Source organism: Streptomyces sp. NBC_01622 (assembly GCF_045209635.1).
Lineage (GTDB): Bacteria > Actinomycetota > Actinomycetes > Streptomycetales > Streptomycetaceae > Streptomyces.
The window spans coordinates 9,618,851-9,635,169 of the sequence record NZ_CP109293.1 but is presented as its reverse complement, the minus strand read 5'-3'; the positions used below and the strand labels follow the sequence as shown (position 1 = coordinate 9,635,169).

General features: G+C 66.9%; 12 protein-coding genes and 1 pseudogene. 6 read left to right on the top strand and 7 right to left on the bottom strand.

Going from position 1 to position 16,319, the window contains the following annotated elements; genetic code table 11:
- Window positions 1-311: 311 nt before the first annotated feature.
- The 4 genes and pseudogenes from OH768_RS44745 to OH768_RS44730 all read left to right on the top strand — a co-directional run bounded on the left by OH768_RS44745 (window position 312) and on the right by OH768_RS44730 (window position 2,258).
- Window positions 312-674 carry a hypothetical protein gene (locus OH768_RS44745; RefSeq protein ID WP_406462464.1) on the top strand — a complete coding sequence of 121 codons (363 nt, stop codon included), beginning with the start codon at window positions 312-314 and terminating at the stop codon, window positions 672-674.
- 93 nt (window positions 675-767) lie between these two features.
- Window positions 768-1,139, top strand: a pseudogene (locus tag OH768_RS44740) (DUF5324 family protein); the annotation flags it as partial.
- A 141-nt stretch (window positions 1,140-1,280) separates the two neighbouring features.
- Complete coding sequence (locus tag OH768_RS44735; protein WP_406462463.1) at window positions 1,281-1,631, top strand: hypothetical protein; 351 nt, start codon at window positions 1,281-1,283, stop codon at window positions 1,629-1,631.
- Between the two features lie 372 nt (window positions 1,632-2,003).
- The gene (locus tag OH768_RS44730) at window positions 2,004-2,258 is read left to right on the top strand and encodes a transposase family protein (protein WP_406462462.1); all 255 of its coding nucleotides are present in this window, start codon (window positions 2,004-2,006) and stop codon (window positions 2,256-2,258) included.
- A 174-nt stretch (window positions 2,259-2,432) separates the two neighbouring features.
- Here the strand turns inward: OH768_RS44730 and OH768_RS44725 are convergent, their stop codons facing one another.
- Window positions 2,433-3,434 carry an NAD(P)-dependent alcohol dehydrogenase gene (locus tag OH768_RS44725; RefSeq protein ID WP_406462461.1) on the bottom strand — a complete coding sequence of 334 codons (1,002 nt, stop codon included), beginning with the start codon at window positions 3,432-3,434 and terminating at the stop codon, window positions 2,433-2,435.
- 88 nt (window positions 3,435-3,522) lie between these two features.
- Here OH768_RS44725 and OH768_RS44720 point away from each other — a divergent pair, with 88 nt between their 5' ends.
- Window positions 3,523-4,092 (top strand): TetR family transcriptional regulator, encoded by a 570-nt coding sequence (locus OH768_RS44720; RefSeq protein ID WP_406462459.1) that lies wholly within the window; start codon window positions 3,523-3,525, stop codon window positions 4,090-4,092.
- Window positions 4,093-4,589: 497 nt separating this feature from the next.
- Window positions 4,590-5,228, top strand: coding sequence for a hypothetical protein (locus tag OH768_RS44715; RefSeq protein ID WP_406462457.1), 639 nt, complete (start codon window positions 4,590-4,592; stop codon window positions 5,226-5,228).
- Here OH768_RS44715 and OH768_RS44710 read toward each other — a convergent pair.
- The 6 genes from OH768_RS44710 to OH768_RS44685 form a co-directional block, all read right to left on the bottom strand.
- Window positions 5,215-7,554, bottom strand: coding sequence for a SpoIIE family protein phosphatase (locus tag OH768_RS44710; RefSeq protein ID WP_406462455.1), 2,340 nt, complete (start codon window positions 7,552-7,554; stop codon window positions 5,215-5,217). The two genes, OH768_RS44715 and OH768_RS44710, sit on opposite strands and share 14 nt — an antisense overlap.
- Before the next feature lie 1,237 nt (window positions 7,555-8,791).
- The gene (locus OH768_RS44705; RefSeq protein ID WP_406462453.1) at window positions 8,792-9,700 is read right to left on the bottom strand and encodes a 3-hydroxybutyryl-CoA dehydrogenase; all 909 of its coding nucleotides are present in this window, start codon (window positions 9,698-9,700) and stop codon (window positions 8,792-8,794) included.
- Window positions 9,701-9,927: 227 nt separating this feature from the next.
- On the bottom strand, window positions 9,928-10,770 hold the full coding sequence (locus tag OH768_RS44700; protein WP_406462451.1) for an enoyl-CoA hydratase/isomerase family protein: 843 nt from the start codon (window positions 10,768-10,770) through the stop codon (window positions 9,928-9,930).
- 182 nt (window positions 10,771-10,952) lie between these two features.
- A complete protein-coding gene (locus OH768_RS44695; RefSeq protein WP_406462450.1) occupies window positions 10,953-13,052 on the bottom strand; it encodes an acetate--CoA ligase family protein in 2,100 nt (699 codons plus the stop codon).
- Window positions 13,045-14,667: a phytoene desaturase family protein gene (locus OH768_RS44690; RefSeq protein ID WP_406462448.1), complete on the bottom strand. Its 1,623-nt coding sequence runs from the start codon at window positions 14,665-14,667 to the stop codon at window positions 13,045-13,047. Before OH768_RS44690 ends, OH768_RS44695 begins: the two co-directional genes overlap by 8 nt.
- Complete coding sequence (locus tag OH768_RS44685) at window positions 14,664-16,160, bottom strand: aldehyde dehydrogenase family protein (protein ID WP_406462446.1); 1,497 nt, start codon at window positions 16,158-16,160, stop codon at window positions 14,664-14,666. Before OH768_RS44685 ends, OH768_RS44690 begins: the two co-directional genes overlap by 4 nt.
- Window positions 16,161-16,319: the final 159 nt, after the last annotated feature.

Below are 16,319 nucleotides of genomic sequence, written 5' to 3'. Positions count from 1 at the left end.
CCTTGGACTCATCTGGTGATGGAGCTGGCGTGGCCCGAAAACGAGAAAAAATCGGAACTCAGCCCAGCCCTTCCACTTCGCTGGTCTCAAATGATCCGACTCCGTCCCCACCAGAACCAGCACGTCCAAGAAGGGGATGGAATCTCCTTCGCTGGCTTACTCATCCGCGGCCCCTTGCTGGGAAAGAGACACACACTCCAGCACAGGCGGAAAGTACCGAAAGGTACAAACTTGCATATGACGCTGGAGTACACGCATTGACTCAGCAGGACGGTACCTTGGGCGGGCTGAGGAACCGAGCATCGGGGCTCGTGACTATCTCCACGCTGATCGCTTCGTTCACCGGCTTTTTCGGTGTGGGAACAAAGGACAATCCACTGCCCTGGCCGCTTGCGCTGCGTTTGATCGCGTTCGTTCTGTTGATTGTCGCATGCGCCGTGTACGTACTGCGACCGATGAAAGACTGGCTCTACGGACCCGATGTTGAGGACATCCTTACGTCTACCCAGCCTAACGATGACTTCCTGAGATGGTCGCAGGCACGGGGAATGCATAAGGCCGTTTTGGAGAATGAACACACACTCCAGAAGCGGAGCATCGTGTACAGCTTCGGCGTTTCATTGCTTGCCTTGGAAGCTATGTACGCAGTGGCCGTTTCGCTGGTCTCCAGGTAACAGGAAAGCGTCGAGGGGAAGATGGCCACACCAGACGAGCACGTTGCGCCCGAGCCAGGCAACCCCCGCAAGGGGACTAATCGAGCGACTGCCGACAGGGCAATCCGCAGGGCGGTCCGGCAGGCCGCTGAGGCCGCCTTGAGGGGCCAGATCACCCCGCGTCAGATCGAGAAGCTGGCCCGCAAGCAGGCGCGGCGCTCCAGGACCCGGCAGGTTGCGGGTGCCATCGCAGTAGCAGGCGTGGTGGCCGGTGGTGCCTACGCCCTGTGGAAGTGGTGGGACAAGCAGACCAATCCGGACTGGCTGGTCGAACCGCCAGCCGCTGCAGAGGCCTCCGACAGCGGTCGGCTGATGTCCATCGACGGCACCATGGGCGAACAGTCGGACCTTGATCCGGAGGTGACGGCCAAGCAGGCGGAGAGCGAGTCGGCCGACGGGGCAGCGGACCGCGACGACGAACTCTGACCGCGCGGACGAAGACGACGAGTCTCCTGTCACCCGCCCGAACCAGGCGTGGCCCCGGCGTCAATGTGCAACAACCCGTGAGTTCGTCGTGGCGCTCAATGCCGCGACTTGGGGTCTCGCGCGGGCCCGATGATCGGCAAGGTGGCCTTGTCGACGGTGTCGGAGCAGGACGGCGGGCTGATGGAGCCGGGCGCGCAGGTGATGCTCCAGCGCGGGGACCTGGTGCTGGCCTACACGGTCGCCGGGCCGGGGGCGCTGGCCTCCATCCTCGACCACCCGGAGATGGCGGTCCACGCCGCCGGCCACCGGCGCACCGGGGTGAACGTCGCTTCCCTCGCACTGGCCGCCCTGCGCGCCGAGGACGTGCGCGGAAGGGCGATGCAGACCCCCTACCCGAGGCTGCGGCCGCCTGGCCGCGCTCGTAGGGGTGCCGTTCACGGCCAGCGGGTCGCTGACGAGCTGGACGACGATGATGACGGCGGGGAGGAATGAGCGGCCGCGAGGTGCACGTTCCCCGGCGCGGGCCGGGGTGGCCTCCAACGCCCCTGACTCCTCAGGTGCAGTCAGGCGGCAAAATCAGGGGATCCCAGCCATGGCATCTTCGCTGACAGAACCGGGGCCTTGACTGGCTCCGCTGAGGATCAGTGGATTGCCTGCAGATCCGCCCGCTCAAACCGTTGACCTCATCTGGGCTAGCACGAAAAGACGCCTCCAGATATGTCACGTAGCGTCATTGGCTGACGACGCTACGTGTCACTCTCCAGGAGGGTCGACTATGCAACGGAAGCCGCGACAGGAAGCAACACATCCTCGAATACGCGCGGTCCGCCGAATAGCCCTGGCGACTTTCGGCAGCTTGACCGCATGCTCCATCGTCCTCTCGTCGGGCTACTCAGCCCTCGCCCAACCGACGCCTACAAGGCAGGCCGGAACCGGCCCTTGACCCGCGGTCAGAAGCTGTCCAACAAGGCACTGGCCGCGGTCCGCGCCCCGGTCGAGCACGGCTTCGCCCATCTGAAGAACTGGAGGGTCCTGGGCAAGGTCCGCACGGATCCGAGGTGGGCGACCGCGCTGGTGCGGGCCCTGCTGGTGCTGACAAACCAGGAAGTCGCCCGCTGATGACCGGTGACCTTGTCGATGGACTACCGCCCCGGACCTGGCCGAGCTTCCCGACGCCTACGCACACCAGACCATCTGACGTGCACTTTTCACGATGCACACTGCTCTATGGGGCTGTTGAGGGCCTGAGTAGTTGTGACAGTGCGTCACCAGCACAGGCGTCAAGCGATCTGCTCAGGCGACCTCGACGACGACCTTGCCGAAGATGTCCGGGGAACTCTGCGCCTCGTAGGCCGCAGGCAGATCCGCGAAGGCGAAGCGCCGGTCGATCACCGGGTGCAAATCGTGCTTGGCGGTGAACCGGGCGAGTTCCTCGTGCATGGCAACGCTACCGACCGCGACGCCGCGCACACTGACCTGCTTGAGCGTGAGGCCGGTCATATCAAGTTCAGGCACGTCGGTGGCGCGCAGCCCGACGACGGCGATCTCGCCCGAGCCCGCGGATATGGCGATGCACTCGTTCACCAGGCCGATGCCGACCGTGTTGATGACCTTGTCCACGCCGCCGGTGAGCTCGAACGCCTTCGCGCTCCACTCGCCGTCGGTGGTGAGGACGCCGGCGACGCCGAGCTGCTGCCAGCGCGGGTCATCCGCAAGGGTGAGCACCGCGGCGTAGGGGACGGCGCCGAGGGCGTGGGCCATTTGCGCGGCGAACAGTGCGACACCGCCGCTACCGAACACCAGGACCTTGTCGCCCGCGCCGACGGGCTTGCCGGCCATCAGTGCGTTCCAGGCGGTCACTCCGGCCACCTGCAGGGTCGAGGCTTCCGCGTCGGACAGGTTCTCCGGTGTGGCGATCAGGCGGCCGGCATCGACGACGATCTGCTCGGCGGCCACCCCCGGATCCTCCAGGCTGCCCGGCCCGATACCGAAGACCTTGGCCCGGCCGGAACGCCAGGTCGGCACGTGGGCTGTCATGACTCGGTCACCGGCCGACCAGCCCGCGACGTCCTCACCCACCGCTTCGATCGTCCCCGCCACATCCGAGAGCGGGACGATGGCCTTGCCCTCCGGGCGGCCGAACGGCCCGGCGAGGATCATCTGGTCGCGGGCATTGAGCGAGAGGGCGCTCACTCGGATCCGCACCTGTCCCCGCCCGGGTTGCGGTGTCGCCACGTCTTCCAGGACGAGGCCCTGAGCTGAGGTGACACCCGGGTTGAGCTTCCACTGACGCATATCGACTCCTAAGTAACTAACCTTTGACTTACTCAGTCAACACGGAGAAGCCTAGCTTTGTCAACAACCGGTTAGTTACACTGCAAGGGTGCCCCGAGACTCAGAAGCCACCCGCGCCCGCATCCTGGAAGCAGCCATCACCGAGTTCTCAGCGGTCGGCTTCTCCGGAGCGCGTATCGAGCGCATCTCCGAACGGTCCGGCGCGAACAAGCGGATGATCTACGTCTACTACACGGACAAAGAGGGCTTGTTCACCGCGACGCTGAACGAAGTCATCACCAAGCTCGTCAGCGCGGTCACACCGGACCACAACGATCTGCCCGGTTACGCTGGCTCCATGTTCGACTACCTCATCGAACACCCGGAAGCCGTGCGCATCGCGGCATGGCGCCAGCTCGAACGTCCGACGACGGGCCCACAGACCACCGACATCTACGCCCAGAAGGTAGCCGCCATCCGCGCACCGGACCTCTCCGAAACCGCGAAAGCGATCCCTCCCACCGACCTCCTCATCTTGGTGCAGGGCATGGCCGGAGCATGGCTACACACTCCCGCCGAATTGCTGACCCACGACGGATCCGATCCCCAGTCTCCACAACGCCTGGCCTCCCACCGCGCCGCGCTCGTCGAAGCCGTACGCCGCATCGTCGCTGGGTGATTGATCAGTAACGAGCCGTCGCCCGCCACGCCGTGGATATCGAGCAGCGGCGCGCCGACGGGCCGCCAATCGCATCGTCGGCTGGCGCCCTCGCGCAGGAACGCCGCGAACAGCTAGAGGATTCCTACCGCCGTTGCCATGATTCGATGGCCGATCCCGCCTTCGCACCCGAATCCATGAGCGCCACACGGGCGTTCCCTCGCGGGTCATCGGCGCCGCCCTCACGCCGTCGATGGTTAGATTTTTCTCCATCTGAGGTGGTTTGAGCATCGCGTAGTTCCCCATCATAAATTCTCCTAATTGACCATGGGTGCGGCGGCGTTCGGGATCGAGGGACGCCTGGTCATCACGGCGCTGTGCATGTCCTTCGACCTGTGGTTCGGAAGGCCGATGGCAGGCCGGATGGCAAAGAGAGCGTTCATCGTGGTCGACATCAGCGAGATCTCCGTCCACTGGTACGCGGGCCGCTCGAAGAGTGAGCTGGCCGCCTCGCTGGGGTGGACTGCGAGACGGTCAGGAAGTATTTGGCGCCGGCGGAGGTATCCGGGATCGTCCCGGGCGGGCCGCCGATGAGCGACACGGACTGGGCCAGACTGATCAGGGGCTGGTTCCCGGAACTGCTCAACTCCCGGCTACGGCAGGTGACATTGTCGGAGATTGACCTGCACCGCGACTTCATCGAGAGCCTGCTGGGAACGCTGACCGTCTCCACGATCCATCAACGGCTGCGGGACGAGCACAAGTTGGAGGTGTCGCTGTCCTCGCTGCGGCGCTGGGTCCGTGCCACGATGCCCGATACTCCGAGAAGATCGCAGGGAACCGTCCTGCGAAACGAGGTCGAGCCGGGCTCGGAGGCCCGGATCGACTACGGGTTTCTGGGGCAGCGGATCAACCCGCGCACCGGCAAACGGCACCCGATCTGGGCGTTCGTGATGGTCCTGCCGAGCTCGCGGCACATGTTCGTCCGCCCCGTGCTGCGTCTGCACCAGCATGAGTGGACCGAAGTACCGACCCTAGATGCGCGCCGTCCACAAACCGACGGCGCGTTTCCGCACGTCAACCACCAAATCCACGGACCATCCCGCTGCATCAACTGGAGAACCCCGGGTATCCGGCGGTGCCCTATACCGCGATAGGCTGCTCGGTCCAGATCGTCTTTCCAGGGTGCTCGTAGCGGCAGCCCCAGCGGGTGCTGAGCTGCGCTACCAAGAACAGCCCGCGGCCTCCTTCGTCGGTCCAACGGGCCCTGCGCAGACGCGGCTGAGTGGCACTAGGATCCGTGACCTCGCAGACCAGCGCGTTCTCCCTGATGAGTCGCAACACGACAGGGCCGCCGGCATAGCGGATCGCGTTGGTGACCAGCTCGCTGACGATGAGCTCGGTGGAAAAGGCGAGTTCAGCCAGCCCCCAGAGGGCAAGCTGGCTGGTGATCGCCTCCCTTGCGTCGGCCACGATCGAGGGGTCCGCCGGGAACTCCCACTGCACCGTTTGCTCTGTGGGGATCGCGTCTGTGCGGGCGAGGAGCAGCGTGACGTCGTCGCGGGGCGCAGAGACGTACAGCTCGCGGAGGAGAGCGGCCCCGGTTTCGTCCAGGGCACGGTCCGGCCGACAGCGCGCCGCGAGGCTATCTGTCAGCCGCAGCAGTCCGCTTGCGATGTCGTGGTCATCGCCGAGGAGCAGTCCGTCGGTATACAGCGCGAGGACGCTGCCGGGTTCCAGCTCGATGGTGGTTGATTCGAACGGCAGTTCTCCGACGCCGAGAGGGGGACCTGGGGATATCTCAATGAGCTGCGCGGTGCCTGCGGGCCGGACGACGACGGGCGGCGGATGGCCGGCGCTGGCAAGCGTACAACTACAGGTGACAGGGTCGTAAACGGCGTACAAGCAGGTGGCGCCCACAGTGTCGCGCGTCTCGGCGGGGGCCTCGTCCCCGAGACGCTGGACGAGGCTGTTCATATGGCTGAGCAGTTCTTCGGGATCCAGCTCCAGGTCAGCGAGGGTCCGGATCGCTGCGCGCAGACGGCCCATGGTGACGGTGGCGTGCAAACCGTGGCCGACGACATCCCCGACGACGAGGGCGACTCGTAGCGAGGGCAGGGGGAGAACATCGAACCAGTCCCCGCTGATCTCCGCTCCGCCACCTGCGGGGATGTAGAAGCCAGCAGTTTGCGCCGCTGCGGTGTCTGTACCCGAAGGAGGCAGCAGGCGTTGCTGCAGAGCGAGGGCGGCCCGGTGGTCACGGGTGTAGCGGCGGGCGTTGTCCACACTGAGCGCGGCCCTGGTGGTGATCTCACTCAGAAGTTTCGCGTCCTCTTCGTCAAAGGGATCCGGCTGCTCAGTACGCCAAACCTGGAGGACGCCGAGCATGAGGCCGCGTGCGAACAGGGGAGCCGAGGCCCGCGAGTGCCCGCCCTCTGGGACGAGTGCCTGGATCAGCTGCGGGTCGCTGAGCATGGCGACCACGCGTTCGCGATCGCCGACGACGATTCCGCCGTGCTGCAGGGTGTGCAGGTTCGAAGAGTCCGGTATCGCCGGTACCGTCTCGCCCGGTTTGAGAAGGCCATCCGGCCAAGCGCCACTGGCCGAGGCAACGGCGATCCGGCGCAGGTGCAGTTGACCGCCGCCGAAAAGCTTGGAGGGCTCCTCGCCAGTGAGTACCGATTCCGCCAGCTCTACCGCGACGATGTCCCCCATTGCCGGTACGAGGACATCCGCCAAGTCCTGGGCGGTGCGGATGACGTCGAGGCTATTGCCGATCCGGGTAGACGCCTCGTGCAACAGCTCCAGGTGGCGGCGTGCCCGGTGCTGCTGGGTGGCGTCGAAGAAGGCCGTCGCAACACCGGTTGGACATCCCTCCGCGTCCTCCAAGCGGAAGGCAGACAGGGACAGGGTCCGCCGGCCCGAAGCGGACCGCACCGGCTGCTCTTTCCTGACGACCGGTTCACCTGTCTCCAGCACGTCACGCAGAGTAGCTTCGATATCGTCAGCGTCCTCTGAGGGGATCACTTCCCGCAGTCGGCTGCCCAAGGGAACGACCCGCCCGCCGACCATCTCAGGGCTGATATTGGTACGCATCAGCCTGAGGTCAGTGTCGTAGAGGCTGAAGCCGATCTTCTCCTGGGAGAACAGCGTGCCCATCAGAGAAAGGCTCTGTTCCCATTGCGTCACATGGCGGGTGGGAACTGCCAGGACCAGGCTCCCGCGGGTGAGCTCCAGCTGCACCACCCGGTAGGTGATATCGATCGTGCTGCCAGAGCCGTGTCGTAGCCGTGCTCTACCTACCGCTGGTATCCGGGTCTTCCCAGGCGGATGGTCTGCGGCGTCGGCGAGCAAGCTCCAGACCGGCTGACCACAGACTTCTTCGGATTCGAGATTCAGCAGTTCCGCCGCTGGCCGAGACCACTGCAGCACCTTGCAGTCGCCGTCAAGCATGGCGATCGCGATGGTGTCGAGAGGAGACATCCGACCGCTTGTATGGTCGGCACACGGGGTCATCTCGGTTCTCGGTTGCAGCGGATTCGCATTCTCCAATCCTACGCCGCGTCGGCTGACGGACGGTGTTCCTAGGGCACTACGGCCGTTCAAGAAGGCCAATCGGTACTGGCAGCGCATTACCCGCCGATACACAAGGCTCTTCGCCCACTGGGCACGGACGCCATGCTTCTGGTGATCAGGCTGACAAGGGCAGAGTGACGAAAAATTGTCACGCTCCGTTCCGCGGGAGCCCGCGGGTGCGATTCTCCCGGGCGACCCGACGTCAGTGAGAGCGCGTGACTCTCACGACGTGGCCGCGCTCACGACACTCTCCACACACGCGAGCAGCAGCATGTTCCCGGGCCGCTGCACCACCGAAACCGCCAGCGCGAGGGTCAGAGGATCGTCGCATCAGTCACCGATCTTCGGCACGAAGCCCGCCGCGTGGCAGGCCGCCAGACACCAGTCGTAGACCAGCGGCATCGAGCTGCGGCGGAAGCTGGTGAAGCGCTCCCCGCGGGATCCGCCAGCTGGACCACCCCGTCGCGAACGGCTGGATGACCCTCGCTAGCCGCCGCGATCAGCCGGTCCGGGCGCGGCGGCCGGACGGTGAGGTCGCCCGCACTGCCCATCCACGGCGCGTCGATTGATCATGACGTCCACCTCGTCGTGTCGACCCGTTCCGGGCTGGGCCTGCGACGGCGTCTGACGGACCGGGAAATGCGCGACCGCGTTGTTCCGCCGCAGGCTGCGGGATCGCCGGATGCAGGATGTCGTGGAAGCCGTGGTCGACGATGCCGATCCGGAGTCGGTCCGCCGGGGACGACATCAGGTCCCGCACCGCCTCCTCCGCGCCCTCGGCGGCGCGCAGGACCCGGTAGGCGTGAGGAACCGGGTGCCGAGGAAGGCCGGCGAGACCGGCTGCGTGCTCCGATCGAAGAGCGCGCCGTCCGGGATGCATTCCAGAACCCTGATCTGCTGCCTGTCGCGAAATCCCCTAGGGGACACATGCACCAGTCCGGCGGCAGCAAGTCGCGTCCCGGTCGGCTGCCAACGGAACCGACAGGCCGTCAGGCAATGCTGTGACGTGGGAAGACGCGGGGAAGGACAGCGCCTCCGGAGCCGTATGCACAGGTTCGCCCGTGTGGCCGGGCGACCGCCGATGCTTATCGCCAGTGGGTCGGGCAACCGATGGCGTGGTGCCCGGCCGACCGCGTTGCACCCGTCAGAGCTGCGTACCCGAGTGCTGGACGGCAGGGTCCGCGGTCGATGAGCGTTCGTACTGGTGGAAGCCCCGGCTGGTCTTCACTCCGAGCAGTCCTGCGTCAACCATCCGGGACAGCAACGGTGGCGCCGACCACAGGGGTTCCTTGAACTCTTGGTACATCGACTCGGCCACCGCCTTGACCGTGTCGAGTCCGATCAGGTCAGCGAGACGCAGCGGGCCCATGGGATGGGCGCAGCCGAGGACCATGCCGTTGTCGATGTCGTCGGCCGTGGCGAGGCCGGACTCCAGCATGCGCACGGCGGACAACAGGTACGGGATGAGCAGTGCGTTGACCACGAAGCCGGCGCGGTCCACGCAGCGGATCGCGGTCTTGCCCAGTTGCTCGACGGCGAAGGCCTCCGCCCGTGCAGTGGTGTTCTCGCCGGTGAGGAGGGTTGGGATCAGCTCGACCAGCGGGAGCACCGGCACAGGGTTGAAGAAGTGGATTCCGATGACGTAGGCGGGGCGGCTGGTGGCCACGGCCAGTTTGGCGACAGGTATGGACGAGGTGTTCGATGCCAGGATCGCGTCCTGCCGTTCGAGGACAGCATCGAGCTTGGCGAAGAGCTCGATCTTGCTTGTCTCGTCCTCGGCGATGGCCTCGATCACGATGTCCCGGTCGGCGAGTTCGGCGAGTCCGGTGCCGAACGACAGTCGGGCCAGCGATGCGGACGCGTCCTTCTCGCTGAGCTTGCCCTTGCGGACTGCCCGGGCCATGGATGCCTCGATGCGCGAGCGCCCGTGACCCAGCACGGCATCGTTGAGTTCGACGACCCGGACCTCCAGACCGGCGCGGGCGCACACCTCGGCGATGCCAGAACCCATCAGTCCGGCGCCGACCACCCCGACGCGAGCGAACCGTTCCATGCTCCTCCTCCCCTGTACCTCGGTTCAGCAGACGGATCGCGAGCGATACCGCTGGGCCCTGTCGTCGAAGTCCCGCCTGTCTCACGGCGTATGACACGGCACCTCGCTGCGTTGTCGAATCGTCCGAGTAGCCCACTACGAGGACGATCCTCCGCATTACGATGCACCGCACCGGACGCCGCGAGACCGCCCTGCCGGCGGACCTCACTACGGTGACGACACGACCCCTAGGTGTCGAGCCACGGTTCGGCGAAGGCCTGGTCACGGGCCTCCTTGTACGGCTTCCATCCCTCGTCGCGGCGTACGTCGGCCAGGACGCGGCCGTCCGCGGCCCGGGCGTTCTTGGCCAGCAGGTTCGTCACCGTGTTGAGTGCCAGGGAGAGTTCACGTTGGCCGTCCCAGCCCATCATCGTCAGTGCGCCGTTGACCACCCGGCGGTTGAGCATCACCGCCTCGCGCGGCATGGCCGCGACTCGGCGGGCGAGGTCGAGGGCCTTGTCCCAGAAGACGTCCTCCGGGAAGACCTCGAGAACCAGACCGATCTCCTTCGCCTTCCCAGCGCTGATCAATTCGCCGCTCAACGCCAGGAACTTGGCCCACTGCGGCCCGACGAGGAAGGGCAGGGTCTGCGCCCCCGTTGAGCCGAACCGGGTTTCGATCAATCCGAACCGGGCGGTATCCACGGCCACCAGCAGATCGAGGTGGGTGGCGAGGATCAGCCCGAAGCCGTAGCAGAGGCCGTTGATCGCGCCGATGGTCGGCTTGCGCAGGCTTCGGATGCTTTCCGTCTCCCGCACATTGCTCTGCAGGAACTCGTACCACTCCAGCGGATCGTCCAGGGTTCGGCCGCCGGGATCGCCGCCCGCGGAGAACGCCCGGCCGGTCCCGGTGAGCAGTACGCAGCGAACGGCATCGTCGGCGTCGGCGTCGGCCAGCGCGTCGAGCAACTCATCGGCCATGCTGCCCGGGCCATGGTCGATCGCGTTGAGACGGTCCGGCTCGTCCAGTGTCAGCACCGCCACGCCGTTGTCGCGCTTTTCGTACCGAATGTGCGTGTACTGGTCGGGCATGAGCGCTCCACGGGTGGGTGTCAGGCTGATCGGGGTGGGTCGTACGGCATCAGGTGGGCCGGGAAGTGCGTGAGCGGTGGGACGGACCTGTCTGGGCGGCTGACGCAGGCGGGCAGTCACGGGGAAGGGAAGCGGACGCGCCTGACGCGTACGCCTGCCGCATCGCTCCCGCGCGCCGCCGCTCAGTCACTGACATACACCAGGCCGTCGACGGCGACGAAGCCGTCCGCGCCGGTCAGCACCGGGTTGATGTCCAAGGACACCAGCCAGTCACGGGCGCCGACCACCAGCGACCCGACAGCCTGCAGGATCCGGGCGAACTCGTCGCGGTTGAGCGGTTCGGCTCCCCTGGCCCCGTCGAAAGCGCCGATCGTGTCGATCTCCTCGATGAGGTCCAGCGCCTCGCCGCGATCGAACGGGGCCAGCAGCCCGCCAACGGCTCTGATGGCCTCCACGTGAATCCCGCCCAGCCCGCATACCGTCATCGGGCCGAGCCCACTCTCGACCTGGGCGCCGATGAACAACTCGTTGGTCGCCTTCAGTTGCGGCTGCACGACGACGTCGGGCGGCAAGCCGTGCTCTGCGGCGAGGCGACGCAGATCGGTCACGACCTCGGGGAGGGCGTCGGAGGAGATCCCCACACGCACGGCGCCGATGTCCGTCCGGTGGGGGCAGTCAGCGAGCTTGACGACGAAGGGCTCGAGGAGGTCCGCGACGCTCTCTCCGGGATGCTGGTCGGCCCCGATGATCGCGAAGGGTGCCACGGGCACACCGCAGCGGCGCAGAAGGCCCATCGTGGCCGTGAAGTTGAGGATCGGCCCGTCCGGAGTGCGGACGATGGCCTCCCCCGGCGGACGTTCCAAGGGTACTGATTCCGCCGGCCGTGCATGGATACGGCGGCGGGCGGCGGCGAAGTCACGCAGTGCGGTGAGCCCGCGGACGGTGCCCCGCAGGCCGTGCCCCACGGCCACTCCGTCCCTGGCCAGTTCCGCCGCCCAGTCGCTCACCCGGGCGTCGGCAATGGCCGACAGCACCATCGGTTTGCTTGTCTTCTTGGCCGCGTTGACGAAGGGCAGCAGGAACGAGTCGGCGAACCCTCGGCTGCGCAGGCCCAGCGTCCACAGCCCGACCACGGCGTCGACATCCGGCGACTCCGTGTAGTTCTGCAGCACCGACTCGACCAGGTCCGGCTTTCCCATGGCGAACCCGGTCAGGTCGATCGGATTGGTGCTGCCCGCCCGGGGCAGGACCTCCGCGATCGGCGCGCGCAGGTCCTCAAGCGCAGGCAGGTGCAGGTCCTCGTCCTCCCAGACGTCGCCGGCCAGGGCAGCGGCCCCGCCGGACACGCTGACGACGGCGGTTCCCCGAACCGGCGTCCAGCGCTCGGTGGGCAGCTGGTCGAAGAACATGAGCCGGTCGAGCAGATCGCCGAGATCGCGCGCGGTGAGGACGCCGAACTGCCGGAAGGCAGCGTCGTACACCCATCCGTCGCCGATCATGGCTCCCGTGTGCGACGCGGCGACTTCCTGGCCGCGGCGGCTGCGTCCCATCTTGACGGCGACGACCGGCTTGCCGGCGGTATGGGCGCGCCGCACGGCCGCGAAGAACTCTTCGGGTCTGCGCAAGCTCTCGACCACCAGCCCGATCGCCCGGGTCTGCGGATCGTCGATCAGGTAGTCGAGGTAGTCGACGAGATCGGTCACGGCCTCATTGCCCGTGGAGATCAGGCTGCTGAAGCCGATCTGGCGGTCGACCGCGCTCACCGACAGGTCGGTGATGAACCCCCCGCTGTGGGTGATCACGCCGATTCCGCCCGGCCGCAGGGGCAGTTGCGGTGCTCCGGCGAGGAAGGCGCCGCTGCGGGCGTTGACGAAGCCGTTGCAGTTCGGGCCCAGGACCGGCATCCCTCCGGCGGCAGCGACCAGCCTGGCCTGCAGTTCGGCGCCGTCCGCGCCGGTCTCGGCGAACCCCGCGGCGTTGACCGCGACGCCACCGGCGCCGAGGCGTGCCGCCTGGGCGACGACATCGACTGCGGCCCGCGCGTTGACCAAGGTCAGCACCGCGTCGACGGGCTGTCCGATGGATGCCAGATCCGGGTGGGCCTGGGCGCCGAACACCGTGGCGTGGCGGGGGTTCACCAGGAAGACGTCGAGGTCGCTGTCGAGCAGAGCCCGCACCGCGTGCCGGGGCGAGGATTCGCTGGCCCCGACGACGGCGACCGACCGCGGCTCGATGAACCGGCGGATCGCCCGGGTGCCGGGCCGCGTCGCGCTGTCAGCCATTGCGGGGCCCGCTCGCTGCCGCGTCCCGCAGCGCCGCACGCACGTCCACCGGTTGCCACCAGGGGGTGAGGCCGAGGTCCTCAGCAATGATCCGCGAGACGATGTAGCCCGCGCCGCCCGAGATCGCACCGCCGGGGTGGGTCGGAGAGCCCGCCATGTACAGCCCCTCGATCGGGGTGCGGTAGCCGAAGTGGTTCCACATCGTCTGGTCACCCGCGAAGGAGCCCATGAAGATGTCGCCACGCACCATGTTGATCAGCTCGCGCGAGTAGTCGTTCGCCGTGTAGGTGAACGAGTGCAGGATGTTGTCAGGTGTCATGTTCGGTGCGTATTCTCGCCATTTTGCCAGGATACGTTCGGTGAAATCCTGCTTGACGGATTCGATGTTGTTCGGGTCGCCGCCCGGATCGAACGGCATGGCGTGCCAGGCGTAGGCGGTGTGGTTGCCGGGCGGGGCCTGCGACGGGTCGAACTGGGTGATGTGGCCGGTACCGAAGGACACCCGCTCGGGGATCTTGCCGGCCGCGACCTCGTCGTGGAGTGCGAACAGCTCCTCCAGCGACTCGCACCCCACGTTGTACTTGAGCGCCTTGTTGATGTTCGGGTCGAAGTCCGAGCCGATGTAGTCCGGCGCCTCTTTCAGGGCCAGATGCACCCCGAACAGCGTCCACGCGGTCTGCTTGAACGATTCGGCCCTGGCTCGGTAGTCGGCCGGGAGCTGGTCCAGGCCGACCAGCTTGCCGAAGGTCTGCGGAACGTCGATCGTGCTGGCGACGAAGTTCCGGGCGGTGAGACTGCGGCCGTCGGTCAGCTCGACACCGGTGGCCCGGTTGTCGTCGACGACGATCCGGGCGACGTCGGCGTGATTGAGATAGGTGCCGCCGGCTCTGATGAAGCTCTCCATCAGTCCCCGGGCGAGGTTCCAGCTGCCGCCGACACACACCTGGTATCCGGCTGCGAGGTCGAATCCGCGGAGCGCCGCTCCCATGGGACTGCGCTGGTTGACGGCGTCGTACAGCACGGTTCCGAACAGGGAGAGTTTGAACAGCATCAGCAGCTTGACGCGCTCGTTCTCGAACACCTCGTTGATCAAGTCGAGCGGCTGCCGCGAGATGATCTCCATGAAGTCGCGCCCCACGGCGCTGAGGGACAGCAGCTCGTTCCGCTCGTCCTCCGCCAGCGGCTCGGAGTACCGCTCGGCCAGGAAGATCGCCTCGCTGATGGCATCAGCGCGGCGGTTCCATTCCCGGAAGGTCTTCGCGTCCCGCTCGGAGAACCTTGCGATCGAGGCGCAGGTCTCATCGACGTCGCGGGAGAAGACCAGCGACGTGCCGTCGGCGTGCGGCTGGGCGAAGTCGAAGCGAGGCGTCGCGTACCGGACGGTCGCGGACAGCCCGAGGTCGCGGTACCAGGGGGTCTCGGTGATGTTGAAGTGATTGATCGAGTGCGGGTTCTGGTAGAAGCCGGGCGGCCCGGGCTCGATGGTGCTCAGTCCCCCGCCGTACATCATCCGCCGCTCCAGTACCGCGATCTTCAGGCCGAGCTTGGAGAGGTAAGTGCCGAGGATCAGGCCGTGCTGCCCCGATCCGATGATGATTCCGTCGTAGGCCGTCATGCGGAGTGCGCTCCCCGGTCGAATCGGATGAAAACGTTCTTCTGCTGGGCGTAGGAATAGAGCTCCTCCACGCCTTCTTCGCGGCCCAAGCCGCTGTTCTTCACCCCACCGAAGGGCGCTCCCGGGATGTGCCGGGAGCTGTCGTTGACCCAGACATAACCGGCTTCGAGGTCCTGGACCGCTTGGAGCGCCGTCTGCAGGCTCGAGGTCCAGATGCTCGCGGTCAGGCCCAGCGGCAGCCGGTTCGCCTGACTGATCACATCGCGGTAGTCATCGAAGGGAAGCACCGACAGGACGGGGCCGAAGATCTCGTCGAGGAGGAGCGGCGAGTCGCACGCGCCGTCTTCGAAGGCGAAGACCGTCGGCCGGGCGAAGAAGCCGTGGGCGGGATCGGCCGGCGGTCCGCCCGCGACCAGCCTGGCCCGCGGGTCGGCGAGCCCGATATCCACATAGCGGGCCACACGGTCGAACTGGGCCCGGGTGACGACCGCCCCGACATCGCTGTCCTCACTCAGCGGATCACCGACCTGGAGCTTGTCCACATCGACCGCCAGCCGGGCGAGGAATTCGGTCCACAGTGAACGATGCACGTAGACCCGCGAGGTCGAACCGCAGGACTGCCCCTGCCAGGTGAAGTTCATGCCGCGGACCGCACCCGCCACGGCGGCGTCGAGGTCCGCGTCGGGGAAGACCAACAGCGGGTTCTTGCCGCCGAGTTCCAGGGTCACGACCTTGACGGAACCGCTCGCGGCCTGCCGTTGGATGAGCAGCCCGGTCTCGACGCTCCCGGTGAAGGCTACCCGCGGAACGTCCGGATGGGTGGTGAGCCGGGTGCCGACCGTGGCGCCGAGCCCCGTGACCACGTTCACGACCCCGGGCGGCAGGACCCGGGCGCACAGCTCGCCGATGTAGAGGGCGGACAACGACGTGTGCTCGGAAGGCTTGAGAACTACCGTGTTCCCGGCGATGAGCGGCGCGGCGATCTTCGCGGCCGCGAACATCAGGGGATGGTTGAACGGCACCACCCGTCCGACGACGCCGAACGGCTCGTGCACGGTGTAGTTCAGCTCTCCCTGGTGCGGTACGGGGATGGACTGGCCGCGCAGTTCCAACGCGAGCCCGGCGAAGTAGCGCACCTGGTCGACGGCGAGCCGGACGTCGTTGCGCAGCATGCTGATCGGCGACCCGTTGTCGATCGCGTCGATCCGGGCCAGTTCCTCAGCGTGCTCGCCGATCGCGTCGGCCACCTGATGCAGCAGACGGCCTCGATCGGCCGCCGAGGTCTTCTGCCAGCCGGGAAAGGCGCCGCGTGCCGCGTCGACCGCGCGGTCGACGTCGGTCGAATTGCCGGCCGGAATCGTCGTGATGACCTTCCCGGTCGCGGGGCTTACGACGTCCAGAACCGCCCCGTCCGACGCCGACACCCGCCGACCGCCGATGATCATCCGCCAGTCGCGGTCGACGACCACCGCCGCGTCAGCCTGCGCCGTCATCGTCATCCTTGGCGCCCGCTGCACCGGAACGGCTGGTCGAGGTGGGCAGACGCCTCAACCGCTGGGCGGATCCGGGAGCCCGGGCACTCTCCGCATGACGACATCACAGCCTCCGTAACCTCCGCGCGCAGGGCGGCGGATCAGCGTTGGGAACGTGTT

Excerpts from the sequence above, each read along its gene's own strand:
- OH768_RS44730 (WP_406462462.1), top strand. The coding sequence starts at position 2,004 with ATGCTCCATCGTCCTCTCGTCGGGCTACTCAGCCCTCGCCCAACCGAC.
- OH768_RS44725 (WP_406462461.1), bottom strand. The coding sequence starts at position 3,434 with ATGCGTCAGTGGAAGCTCAACCCGGGTGTCACCTCAGCTCAGGGCCTC.
- OH768_RS44710 (WP_406462455.1), bottom strand. The coding sequence starts at position 7,554 with ATGTCTCCTCTCGACACCATCGCGATCGCCATGCTTGACGGCGACTGC.
- OH768_RS44705 (WP_406462453.1), bottom strand. The coding sequence starts at position 9,700 with ATGGAACGGTTCGCTCGCGTCGGGGTGGTCGGCGCCGGACTGATGGGT.
- OH768_RS44700 (WP_406462451.1), bottom strand. The coding sequence starts at position 10,770 with ATGCCCGACCAGTACACGCACATTCGGTACGAAAAGCGCGACAACGGC.
- OH768_RS44695 (WP_406462450.1), bottom strand. The coding sequence starts at position 13,052 with ATGGCTGACAGCGCGACGCGGCCCGGCACCCGGGCGATCCGCCGGTTC.
- OH768_RS44690 (WP_406462448.1), bottom strand. The coding sequence starts at position 14,667 with ATGACGGCCTACGACGGAATCATCATCGGATCGGGGCAGCACGGCCTG.
- OH768_RS44685 (WP_406462446.1), bottom strand. The coding sequence starts at position 16,160 with ATGACGGCGCAGGCTGACGCGGCGGTGGTCGTCGACCGCGACTGGCGG.